We start from the raw sequence: 12,926 nt of genomic DNA on the forward strand, positions 1-12,926 counted from the left end.
GCAAGTCAGCTGTGAAATCACGTGATCCACTAGCCGTATCGAAGCGTTCCGCATCCGTTATTCATGCGATGTTTCTATTCTATGCCATTGCCTGTATCGTGCCGATCCTGCTTGTCTTCGCCATCTCATTTTCGGACGAGACAACAGTCATTGCCAATGGATATAAGCTTATTCCAGAGAAGTTCAGCCTGACGGCTTATGAGTTTCTGTTCAGAGATATGGATCAGATCATTCACTCGTATGGTATATCCTTTATCGTTACCGTTGTAGGTACCATTACAAGTGTTGCGCTGACCGCATTGTATGCGTATCCGCTCTCACGGAGAGATCTGCCTTACCGGGGCTGGTTCGCCTTTTTCATCTTCTTCACGATGTTGTTCAACGGGGGTCTGGTACCTTGGTACCTGGTCTATGTCAACGTATTGGATCTAAAAAACTCCCTACTGGCACTCATTATGCCGCTACTGCTATCTCCATTCTTTGTACTGGTCATGCGTACATTCTTCGCGAACTCCATTCCGGTGTCTATTCTGGAATCGGCTCGGATTGATGGTGCGGGAGAATTGAGAACGTTTGCACGTATCGTGCTTCCGCTCTCTCTTCCCGTAATGGCAACCGTTGCGTTGTTCAGTACATTGAATTACTGGAATGACTGGTACCTTAGCATGATTTTTATATCAGATAACCGGACGATCAGCCTTCAGTACCTTATGTACCGGACGCTGCTCGATATTCAATATTTAACAACCAACTCCAACGTCTCTTCACAGATTTCGTCGCAGGGTGGATTGCTCAATCTGCCTAACAAAACTCTGCAAATGGCGATGGCTGTAGTCGGTATTGGTCCAATTGTACTGGCATATCCGTTCTTCCAGCGTTATTTCATCAAAGGTCTTACGGTTGGCGCTGTGAAGGGATAACTCTGAACCGGTTAGCGGAGTGGGCAAGGTAAATGAAGATGGACTGAAAGGGCATATACAGAAGTAGTTATCGGTTTATTTGTGAATTGGGGAATTCGGTTGAATGTTTCAACACATGACAGGAGGGGTTCAATTGGTTAGATCATTAAAGGTATGGTCACGCATGATGGCAACGGTTATGGCGCTGAGCCTGATGCTGGCAGCTTGCTCATCAGACAAGGGTGGAACAACAACACCTGGCGCAGAAGGCGGAGGAGCAAGTGAAGGTGGGGGCAAACCCTATGAAGTGACACTGTTCTACCCAGGGACACCACAGAAGGATGTCGCTCTGGTGGAAGCCGAGATTAACAAAAAGATGGAACCAAAGATCGGGGCCACGCTTAAGATCAATGCGATTGACTGGGGACAGTGGGATAACAAGCTGAATCTCATGATTTCCTCAGGTGAAAAATCAGACATTATCTTCACAGCAGCTTGGCAGAACTACACGGTGAATGTAGCTAAAGGCGCATTCTTGCCCTTGAATGATCTGCTTGATGCACATGGTCAGGATATTAAGAAAAACCTGGACCCTGCCTTTCTGGAAGGTTCCCAGGTGGACGGCGTGAATTACGGCGTTCCTACGAATAAGGAACTCGCTGCCACACGTGGTGTGTTGGTACGTAAAGATCTGGCTGACAAGTATAAGCTGGACCTGACAGCTGTAAAAACTTGGGCTGATCTGGAGCCTCTGCTCAAAACAATCAAGGAAAACGAGCCAGCCATCACACCATTCTATATGTCCAATACCAACGGTAACGGGCTGTTAGAGAATCTGGATTGGGATTATCTCGGTGATGCTTCCGTACCTGGAGTCATCTCCAAAACAGCAGGCGGAACAACGGTGCTGAATGAAGTGGAGACCCCAGAATTCAAAGAAGCGGCTGAACTCGCTCGCAAGTGGTATCAAGCGGGATATATCAACAGTGATGCTGCTACTTCTAATGTGTTCCCGAAAGACCAGGCGAAGGCTGGAAAAGCGTTTCTCTGGACAGATGGCATGAAGCCAGGCAAGGATAAAGAAGAAGAAGGGTATGTGGGTTTCCCACTCACTCAGATTGAGATGACACAGCCAACAATCACGACGGGTGATGCATCTGGAGCGATGCTTGCAATCTCCCGTTCTTCCGAGCAACCGGAGAAAGCGATGCAGGTCATTAACCTGCTGCATTCCGACAAGGAAATTAACAACTTGCTAAACTTCGGAATTGAAGGTACACATTATGTGAAAAAAGACGGACAGGATAATATCATTGCTCTCCCTGATGGCGTAGATGCCAACAGTCGTACCTACAATCCAGGTGCACAATGGCAACTGGGTAACCAATTCCTGAACTTCCTCTGGGATAATGAAGATCCACAGAAATGGGAGAAGTTCAAAGAGTTTAACGCCAAAGGTGTGAAGTCGCCAGCACTGGGCTTTACGTTCAACAGCCAATCTGTCAAAAATGAAATTGCTGCGGTCAACAACGTGAACAAACAGTTCAAGCCGGGTATGACATCGGGCGCAGTTGATCCAAATGAGATGATTCCGAAATATCTGGAGAAATTGAAAGCAGCGGGAATTGATAAAATTATTGCAGCCAAACAGGAACAACTCGATGCATTCTTGTCTAAGCAATAAATGATCGTCAGCCATGACAGAGAGACTTGTGTTATTACAAGCTCTTGTCAGCGGTGAAAATGGAGGACGTTTTCGGTGAACAACCGAAGACGTTCTTTTTATTATGGCTTTAGCCAGTTGAGTGCGTGTAACGCGCGAAACAAAAAACCACCCGCTATGCGGGTGGAGGAATCGAGGGTTTGACCACTAAGACCATTCCGATAAAATTGAGATGTTCAGGCTCAAAGAAAGGAATGGTCTTAGATGGCAAACAAGAGCTATAGCCTAGCTCACACAAAGTGGATGTGCAAATACCACATTGTATTCACCCCGAAGTATAGACGGAAAGAAATCTATAATCAAGTGAGAAAAGACTTAATCGAAATTTTTAGACGTCTATGTAAGTACAAGGGAGTAGAAATTATAGAAGGTCATATGATGCCCGATCATGTTCATATGTTGGTAGCGATTCCACCGAAAATAGCTGTCTCCACGTTCATGGGATATCTAAAGGGAAAAAGTTCGCTAATGATATTCGAGAAGCATGCCCAGCTCAAGTATAAATACGGCAATCGAAAGTTTTGGGCAGAAGGGTACTATGTGAGTACAGTGGGTCTAAATGAAGCAACGGTAAGAAAATATATTCGTGAACAAGAAGCACATGATCAAGCGTTAGATAAGCTGAGTGTAAAAGAATACGAAGATCCATTCAGCAGTAATCGGAGCAAAAAGAAGTAAAACCAGTTTAACTGGTGAGTGAAAGTGACAAACAACACTGAGCCTGAACAGCCCTGCTGTCAGGCTAGCGTCTTTAGGCGCAGTTTGGCAACAGGGGGTTATACCCCCAGAGCAAACCACCCGTTGGACGGGTGGTCCTGATTGTTGTTTTTTTGATTTGGATTGTTAATCATAAATAGGAAAAATATGATATAATAAGGTGGTTGATTAGGGGGTGTTCGTGTGTCGAGAACCAGACTTGTGTTCTCAGGGGCTTTATTGCTATTTGCTATCATCTTTACATTTAACCATCATCTTGGTTTTTCTGTTGGAGATACCATGCTGTCAGCAATAGGTATATCACCGTATACTACATCTTACTTGAGTGGAGTTCATATCACACTTTTCCTCGGATTGGGGATATTCGCGTGTGGATTCTACCTTACTCGCAAAGAGATTGGGAAATCATTCCCCGGTCTTGCAAAAGGGTTATGGATCGTAGTTATCGCTATCGTTCTCAGTTATTCGTACATGACGGATAAATTCATGTATGTAGCCAAGTGGGGAGCTTCAGGCATTAATGCGGTATCCTATGTACAGAATGCAAGCTCTTGTACCTTTAATGTGCTGAAAACGGGTGAGACCCGAGCAACCTGTGACCTGACACTCAAAAATTACGGCAGAGATTCCGTATCCGCCGTGTTATTGCCTGATCTCGCACGCAGTTATAAGTTTAAGGACGATCCACTATTGGAAGCCTTGCAGTCTGTCCAATTAAGGCCCGTACATGTTGAGATTGAACGCCGAGGAACGTTTACAGGTAAGTTGGAGTTTTACGGGAAAGCGGAGTCCCCTCTGTTCGTCAATGGGAAACTTATGGATATTGTGCTGGATGTAGGCGTGGATGGAGCGAATACGGTATTTGATTATGATATTCCATAGTTGATATTTTCATAGAAAAAAAGAATAATTACATAAACAAAAGTGGAATAAAGTTTGAGTTGAATAGAACGATTAAAGATATATACTGAAATTAGATAGAGAGCTGGCTAATCGCTGGCTCTTTTTGTGCGTGGAAGTTGCATTTAGTGCAGAAATATTGGTTTTATCTCCTTCCCCCTTGAATTGGTAACGCTTACGCTAGATAATGAATCGGTTTGTCTCAAAAAAAATAGTTTGTCTTTACCGCTTACATCATTACAATTAATGTCACGACAAATTAAGACAAGGTGAGATGAAAAGATGTCATATCGGACAAACCTGTTTTCCAAAATGGTCATTCTTATTCTGATTATGCTGATTCCTGTAGTGCTTTTGTACTGGTACTCCAATCACAAAACAACAGCTGTTCTCAGAGATGAGTTGAATCGATCGAATAGTAACCAGCTTGAATTTTTCCAAAATCAAGTGAACACACACATCGAACTGTTATCCTCATGGCCGAATCTGCTCATACATGATCCTGATATTGCCAGCTTCAAGCGAATCTATGCGGACAGTAACTACTTTGATCTGGATGCGATCAACCTGGTCAAACGTATTCAGAATAAGCTAAGTATTCAGGAAAGCTCATCCAATTGGGCCACAAAGTTATATCTGTACTCTCCTTCGCTGGGCAGGGTGGTTTCCGAAAGGGACGCACGTTCTTACGATAAACAAGCGCTAAGGCAGAATATCAGTTCCGGCTGGGATGTACGCAAAATTCAGGATGGGGACGATGATCGGTTCATGTTTAGCTGGATTACGGTATCTCCATACGGTATTAAAGACCCGGCTAATAATGCGGAAACGATTATTAAACTGGAATTTGATAGTGATAACATTCGGGATATGCTCGACAAATTCAAGGACGATGGCAGGCATGATCCCTTCTATTTCCGAGAAGAGTCGGGGGTTATCTACAACCGGACTTCAGATCGTTCATTAACGAATCAGTTGATGGAAGAACTGTCCATCCATAAAATTCAGGACGTTGATAATCGTACAGTGGTGATCGGGAACGAGCCTTACATGGTCAACACTGTGAAATCCAGTACAACAGGCTGGTATTTGGTGGACTACATGCCCCTGTCAGATATTCTGAAGCCCATTCATCAATCCAATATGCTGTTTTATTCTTCCATGATTTGTTTGTTGTTAATGAGTTTTGGTGTGGCGTATTTGTTCTATGTTCAGGTGCAGGTACCAGTGAAACAACTCATTCGTGGGTTTCAGCGGTTGAAGCAGGAGGATTATTCCGTGAGGATTAAGCCAAAGGGCCGCAATGAATTCAGTTTCCTGTCCGAACGTTTCAACTTGATGGTGGAGCAGATCCAGCAGTTATTTGAACACGTTTACCTGGAACAGATTCATGTGCGTGAAGCCCGGTTGAAGCAGCTGCAATCGCAGATTAACCCGCACTTTTTCTATAATTGTTTCTCCTTCATTACGAGTATGGCGAAACTCAAGCGTATGGACGCTGTTGTAGCGATGTCGCATAACCTATCGCGATATTATCGGTATACAACAAGGCAGGAGCGGGACGTGGTACCGTTGACAGAAGAGATTGAATTTGTCAGCTGTTATCTGGAGATCCAACGGATGCGTATGGACCGCATTCATTACAAAATTGATCTGTCTGATGAGATGTTAAGACAGGAGGTACCGCCACTCATCGTGCAACCACTAGTGGAGAATGCGGTGATTCACGGTATCGAAGCGGACGCGGAAGCCGGAGAAATAAGAGTATCCGGGGAAAAACAGGGCGGTGTCATGGTTCTTGTGGTTGAAGATGATGGACAAGGCATGACACAGGAGGCACGTGAGGCGCTTCTGAATAAGCTCAGGGGAACTATGGATCAGGAGATGGGCTGTGGCCTGTGGAATGTGAATCAGAGACTCCAGCTTCGATATGGGGAGCAGGCAGGGCTTGATATAACGGAATCGGAACTTGGTGGATTACGGGTTACACTGTCATGGCCTGCTGAGCGGGAGTTTCTTCTGGAGAATGAAGGATAAGCACTTGGAATGTGTAGCGCATGATGAACGATGGAATCCATTTGCAGAATGAACGAAATAGGGAGTGAATCACTTGATTGATATATTACTGGTAGATGATGAGACATACGTAACAGAAAGTCTGGAACTTACGATCCCCTGGGGAGAGCTTGGAGTAACGACCGTGCTGCGTGCCGCATCCGGTAAGGAAGCGTTGGAGATTATGGAGGAAAATGCAGTAGACATCGTAGTTACCGATATTCGCATGCCTGGCATGTCCGGACTGGATCTCATTGCAGAGGTAAGCAAGCGCTGGTCTCATATTCGCTGTATTTTACTAACGGGTCACAGTGATTTTGATTATGCTAAAAAAGCCATTCAATTGCAGGCAGCGGATTATATCCTGAAACCCGTAAACGATGATGAGTTTATGGGATCGGTGTCGGCAGCCATCACGTCTCTTCGTGATGAGTGGGATGAATTCGATAAATATCATCGGCTTTTATACAGTCGGAAGTCTGACTATAAAATTTTACGGGAAAATCTCATGCATGATCTGCTGTTGGGGCGTGAGATCACGGTGCGGGCACTTCGGGAACAACTGCAACAATATGAGATTCATATTGACCCGGAACAATCGGCTGTGATGATGCTGATTCGCCTTACAGGACGTTTCTCATCAATGGACCAGCAGTCTCTGGATCTGATGGATTTTGCGGTAGGTAATATTGCAGAGGAAGTACTCGGAGAGCAATTTAACGTGTGGTTTGGTCGCGGACCCCATGAGTGTCTGGTTATGTTCTTGCAGAATCAAGATCAGATCGAAGCTCCACAGATGGACTTGGAGACGTTGAGAATCCCAGCTGAAACTTTCCGTGAACATGTCATTCGATATTTGCAGGGAGACCTGTCCATGGTAGTTACACCGTCATTTCCCTTTAATGAATTGACAGTAGCTTATCGAAAAAGTTTGGGTTCGCTTGTCCTTTCAGGACCAGAAGAACACAAGATTATATATATGGACATGGATCAGGCACTCGGCAAAAGACCGGAGAATGATGCAACGCAGGCGCTCGAAGAGCTGTACAAACCACCTGTACTTCCACAATTGCTTGAGACCAAGCAATGGGAAGCGGCGGCGCGTAAGCTGAACACGGTTTTTGACGAGGCAGAACAGGTGCGATTGTCCAGAGAACACGTGTATGAGATGTATCTGTCGGTAACCAATGCATTTATGTATATCGCCCATAAACAGGGGCATCTGGTGCATGAGATTGACCATGCGGGATTCGATCTGCTCCTTGCTCATCAGTTGATTCAATCCCCCGAGAAGCTGCGGCGCTGGGCAACCGAGATGCTGGCGAAGCTTCAGGAAGAGTTGTCCGATCAGGAAGGTGTGCAGAGCCGCAGACATGTGATCAAGCAGGTTCAGGAGTTGGTTACAAGAGATACAGGACAGGATCTGTCAGTGAAGATGATTGCGGACAAGGTATATTTACACCCCGTATATCTATCGAAAATTTACAAGGCAGAGACAGGGGAAGGTCTTGGGGACTACATGATTCGTATGCGCATGGAGCGTGCTCTGTATCTGCTTAAGAATAGCAACAAAAAAATATACGAGATTACGAGTGAACTTGGCTATCAAAATCCGCAATATTTCAGCAAAATGTTCAAAAAACATTATGGTATGACACCAAATGAATTTCGGGATCAGGCATAATTACAACAACATTCCAGAATATAGGTTGGCAAAGGTGCAGAAATCTTGATTTCGTATCATAGGCTCAAAGGCCTGGTCAGCCTATAATGAAAGGGTAACCAAAACGATTTAAGGGGGAACAACATGAGAGCGCAATCAACGAAAAAGAGATTCTTGACGCTTCTCGCTACAACGCTGAGTCTGACTGTCGTTCTTGCAGGATGTTCAGGCGGCAGTGGGGGCGGAGATAGTGCAACACCAAGTACATCTGGAACCCAAAACGAATACAAAGAAAAGTATGATCCGGAAGTAACCATTACAACAGCATGGGGAATCGATCCTGAGCTGAAGTTTAAAAATGGCGAATCCATGGAAAATAACGTGGCAACCAAGTGGGCCAAGGAAAAATTCGGGATTAATGTCAGCGCGCTCTGGTCAGTAACAGACACAAACAGTGCGTTTGCAACTAAACTTCGTCTGGCTATGTCCTCTGGACAGGAAATGCCAGATATCGTGACGATTGGTAGTGCGGACAATCTCGTTGCTCAAGACTTGATCGACTCTGGCATGTACGAAGAAGTCGGTCCACTGTTCGACAAATATGCTTCAGACACATGGAAAAAAGCGATGGAGCAAGATCCTAACGTTTGGAACCAATATAGTCGTGATGGCAAAAGAATGGGTATCCCTGTTCTGGACTACGCATACAACAATGATTACTTGCTCTGGATTCGCCAGGATTGGCTGGACAAGCTGAATCTGAAAGCACCAAAAACAATCGATGAGTTGGAAACCGTTATGGAAGCATTCAAAAACAATAACCCGGACGGCTTGGCTCCTGATAAAGTCACTCCGCTCAGCGTTGGTTTCAAAACATCCATGAACACATGGATGGGAGATGTATCCTGGATCTTTGGTGCATATGGCACCTTACCTCAACAATGGAATCTGGCTTCAGATGGCAAGCTCGAGTATGGCTCCATTAATCCAGGCATGAAGCAAGGTCTGACCAAATTGAGCGAATGGCTCAAAAAAGGATATATCCCGCAGGAAGCAGCTCTATGGGATGAGAACAAAACAGCAGAGCCAGCAGTTGCAGGAACTGCCGGCATTATTCCAGGACCTTACTGGATGAGTGGGTGGCCACTTCTTGATACAGTGAAAAATGTACCGAGTGCGGTATGGAAACCGATTGAAATTCCTACCGGTCCTGAAGGCAAAGCGATGCGTCACGGAACACAGTTCGTTAATGGTGTTACATTGATCAAAAAAGATATGGCACACCCAGAAGCATTCTTTACGTACCAGAACTACCTGTTTGACAATTATGCAGACCCGGCACCAGGTAGCCCTTATGATAACGGTCTGTTTGCAGGCTATGACTATCAATTGGATGCAAATGGAAAACAAATGCCGATTGACCAAATCGAAGGCGGATACGTGAACGTTGTACGTTATTTGCTTGTTCGCGACGGTGCTCGTATTCCAGATGCCCAGATGAAAGCACTTCTGAACTTAGCGGACGGCAAAGAGCCTGAAACGAAGCTTGAAAAAGATGTTGCTGTCAATTACGGTAAAGAAACTCCAGCAGCAGCGAAAGTGTTGTTGAGCCAAGAAGAAATTTCCTTCAAGAACATGTTCACAGGTCCGACAACACAGACGATGAAATCCAAGTTGGACTATCTGAACAAAATTGAGAATCAGGCATTTAACGAAATTATCTATGGCAAAAATCCGGCTGATGCGTTTGATACCTTTGTACAAACGTGGAAATCGGGCGGCGGTGACCAAATCACCCAAGAGGTCAATGATTGGTATGACAGTGTGAAAAAATAGTTTTAAGTAGCGCTCAGACGACTAACGTCTGAGCGCTTTTTTGTGTTTATTCAAGCTGAGGCAAAGTGGTTGAATTTGTGCCATTTATATTGCTTTTATGTGCTGTTTGGACCCCGTAAAAGGTTGATATAATCGCATTATAAGCCACTCAGGGAGTACTTGAGTAGGAAGAAATACAGGGGGAGCAATCATGAGAACTTTGAAACGCACTTGGCCATTCCACGTTATGCTGTTGCCAGCCATTATCTTTCTGATTATCTTCAGTTATGTGCCTATGGGCGGGATTATTATGGCATTCCAGAACTACAAGCCATGGCTTGGGATTAGCGGTTCTGAATGGGTTGGGCTGGACAACTTTAGATATTTGTTTGAACGTGAAGACAGCTTACAGGTTATCTGGAACACATTGATTATTGCTGTACTTAAACTGATTTTTAATTTATTTGTTCCATTTGTTTTTGCCATTCTTTTGAATGAGGTTCGCAAGATGGCTATACAGCGAACGATTCAAACACTTGTCTATTTACCTCACTTCTTGTCCTGGGTCATTCTGGGCGGGATTTTGATAGATCTGTTGTCAACAGGCGGCTTGGTTAACCGGGTTCTGGGAACCTTTGGACTCGGGCCATATTTCTTCCTGGGAGACAACAGTTGGTTCCGATCTACGGTCATTCTGACAGATGTGTGGAAAGAATTTGGCTATAACATGATTGTCTTTCTTGCTGCCCTTGCCGGAATTAATCCAGCTTTGTACGAAGCAGCGGAAATTGACGGAGCAGGACGCTGGAAACAGACACTGCACATTACAATTCCTTCGCTTGTGCCGATGCTGATGGTTGTAGGAACACTGGCACTTGGTAACGTACTGAATGCCGGATTTGACCAGATATTTAACTTGTATAACCCGCTCGTATATCAAACGGGTGACATCATTGATACATTCGTCTATCGTTCCGCAATGCAGAATGGTGAGATGGGCTTTGCAACCGCGATCGGATTATTCAAATCGGTCATTAGTATGATCTTGATTCTTGTATCGTACAGCTTAGCCAAAAAATACGCTGGATATCGGATATTCTAAACGAATGAACAGAGAAAGAAGGGACCACGATGTATCATAAATCATTGCCTTATCGCGTGTTTAATATAGTCAATACCTGCTTTCTGATTTTGATCGCCATTATGTGTATCATACCGATGGTTCATGTACTGGCTGTATCCTTTAGTACAAAGGCAGCTGCCGACGCCAATCTGGTCAATCTCTGGCCCGTAGGATTTTCACTTGAGGCTTACAAAAAAACGATGAACAATCCAATTTTCTTGAACTCGCTCTGGATCTCACTTCTACGTACGGTAATCGGTACAGCTATTACCTTGCTGATTACGTTCCTGGCGGCGTATCCGTTGTCCAAAGAAAATAGTGAATTCAAAGGCAGAACGATCTACTCCTGGATTTTTGTGTTCAGTATGATTTTCAACGGGGGACTGGTGCCATTCTACATGGTTATCCAGAAGATCGGGTTGATGGATTCCTTCTGGGTACTGGTACTCCCTGGGGCAGTTAACACATTCCTTGTCATTCTGATGCTGAACTTCTTCCGCGGTATTCCAAAAGAGCTGGAGGAAGCGGCACTGATGGATGGAGCTAACCATTTCAGAACATTGTTCAGTATCTTCCTTCCCATCTCGATGCCGTCCATTGCAACAATTGCATTGTTCAGTATGGTGTTCCACTGGAATTCCTGGTTTGATGGATTGCTCTACATGAATAACGCCAAGGATTACCCACTTGCTACATTTATGCAAACGGTCATTATTGGACGTGATATGAGTAGCATGAGCATGAATCCAAAAGAAATGGAAGCTCTCTCTCAAACCACGGTAAGGGCAGCTCAGATCTTCATCGGAAGTGCACCGATCTTGATTGTGTATCCTTTCCTGCAACGTTTCTTTGTTAAAGGTATGACATTGGGCTCAGTTAAAGGCTGAGCCTGTACCCCAAATTAATGGAGGTTGATACAGTGAGCAACTTGACGGAAAAGACATTCATTCTGGGAATGGATGTGTCCTTTATGGATGAAATCGAACAGCATGGCGGGAGTTATAGTGATGTGGATGGCAAGGAACAAGACTTGCTGTCCATCCTGAAGATTAATGACGCTAACGCGATACGACTTCGAATCTGGAATGATCCTGTTGGTGGATTCTGCAATCTGGAGCGGACGGTGGAGATAGCCAAACGGATCAAGGAACAGGGCTTGAAATTTTTGCTTGATTTCCATTATTCTGATCGCTGGGCTGATCCAGCCAATCAGTGGAAGCCGAAAGCATGGGAGCATCTGTCCTATGAAGAGCTTCAACGTGCGGTATGCATGTATACGGCTGACGTTCTGAGAACCTTGAAGGAACACGATGCGCTTCCGGACATGGTGCAGGTGGGCAACGAGATTACACCAGGCATGTTATGGAGTGAGGGACGTGTTGGTGGAGAAGAGCATGATACGGATGAACAGTGGGAGCGTTTTGCAGGCCTTGTGAAGTACGGAATTGCTGCGGTCAAATCCGTTGACGCGGATATTCAGATTATGATACATATTGATCGCGGTGGAGATAACGCCGAGAGCCGCAAGTTTTACGATCGCTTTGAAGCACTGGGTGTTGAGTTTGATGTCATTGGTCTCTCGTATTACCCTTGGTGGCATGGCACACTCGACGCGTTACGTGACAATCTTCATGATCTGGCTGAGCGTTATGGCAAACCGATCAATGTAGTTGAAACCGCTTATCCATGGACGCTGGAGCAGCCGGAAGGCATTGAATGGATTTTGAATCAGGAAGATATGTTGTTACCAGGATACCCTGCAAGTGTAGAGGGACAGACCAAATATCTGAAGGATCTATTGCAGATTATTCGCGAAGTTCCTGGTGGTTTGGGGCACGGATTCTATTATTGGGAACCTGCCTGGATACCAAGTAAAGAAGAATGGTCCGTCGGTCATCCGAATAACTGGGGCAACCTCACCATGTTTGATTTTAAAGGTCGCAAGTTGGAATCGTTTACAGCACTTGCTACTGTTGAAGAATCAGATGTCGTGACATACGTGTAATCTAGCGTAATACGTATCGTTCTGTA

Annotated in this window: 10 protein-coding genes; all 10 read left to right on the forward strand. The window is 44.9% G+C overall.

From position 1 onward, the window contains the following. The first annotated feature begins 11 nt into the window (after positions 1-11). Positions 12-920 (forward strand): carbohydrate ABC transporter permease, encoded by a 909-nt coding sequence (locus MHI12_RS10460; protein ID WP_017689303.1) that lies wholly within the window; start codon positions 12-14, stop codon positions 918-920. A gap of 133 nt (positions 921-1,053) precedes the next feature. Next, positions 1,054-2,583: an ABC transporter substrate-binding protein gene (locus MHI12_RS10465; protein ID WP_405172324.1), complete on the forward strand. Its 1,530-nt coding sequence runs from the start codon at positions 1,054-1,056 to the stop codon at positions 2,581-2,583. A gap of 243 nt (positions 2,584-2,826) precedes the next feature. Further along, positions 2,827-3,300 (forward strand): IS200/IS605 family transposase, encoded by a 474-nt coding sequence (tnpA, locus tag MHI12_RS10470; RefSeq protein WP_307536646.1) that lies wholly within the window; start codon positions 2,827-2,829, stop codon positions 3,298-3,300. 222 nt (positions 3,301-3,522) lie between these two features. Further along, the gene (locus tag MHI12_RS10475; protein ID WP_341006841.1) at positions 3,523-4,221 is read left to right on the forward strand and encodes a hypothetical protein; all 699 of its coding nucleotides are present in this window, start codon (positions 3,523-3,525) and stop codon (positions 4,219-4,221) included. Positions 4,222-4,521: 300 nt separating this feature from the next. Next, entirely contained in the window at positions 4,522-6,276 is a 1,755-nt protein-coding gene (locus tag MHI12_RS10480) for a sensor histidine kinase (RefSeq protein ID WP_405172325.1), read from the forward strand. A 73-nt stretch (positions 6,277-6,349) separates the two neighbouring features. Continuing rightward, complete coding sequence (locus MHI12_RS10485) at positions 6,350-7,978, forward strand: response regulator (protein WP_405172326.1); 1,629 nt, start codon at positions 6,350-6,352, stop codon at positions 7,976-7,978. Between the two features lie 123 nt (positions 7,979-8,101). After that, positions 8,102-9,793 carry a sugar ABC transporter gene (locus MHI12_RS10490; RefSeq protein ID WP_405172327.1) on the forward strand — a complete coding sequence of 564 codons (1,692 nt, stop codon included), beginning with the start codon at positions 8,102-8,104 and terminating at the stop codon, positions 9,791-9,793. Between the two features lie 190 nt (positions 9,794-9,983). Further along, positions 9,984-10,874 carry a sugar ABC transporter permease gene (locus tag MHI12_RS10495; RefSeq protein ID WP_074094500.1) on the forward strand — a complete coding sequence of 297 codons (891 nt, stop codon included), beginning with the start codon at positions 9,984-9,986 and terminating at the stop codon, positions 10,872-10,874. 29 nt (positions 10,875-10,903) lie between these two features. Beyond that, entirely contained in the window at positions 10,904-11,782 is an 879-nt protein-coding gene (locus MHI12_RS10500) for a carbohydrate ABC transporter permease (protein WP_091032085.1), read from the forward strand. 32 nt (positions 11,783-11,814) lie between these two features. Continuing rightward, a complete protein-coding gene (locus tag MHI12_RS10505; protein ID WP_341006845.1) occupies positions 11,815-12,900 on the forward strand; it encodes an arabinogalactan endo-1,4-beta-galactosidase in 1,086 nt (361 codons plus the stop codon). The last annotated feature ends 26 nt before the right edge of the window (positions 12,901-12,926 follow it).

This window comes from Paenibacillus sp. FSL H8-0280 (assembly GCF_045040665.1).
GTDB lineage: Bacteria > Bacillota > Bacilli > Paenibacillales > Paenibacillaceae > Paenibacillus > Paenibacillus xylanexedens_A.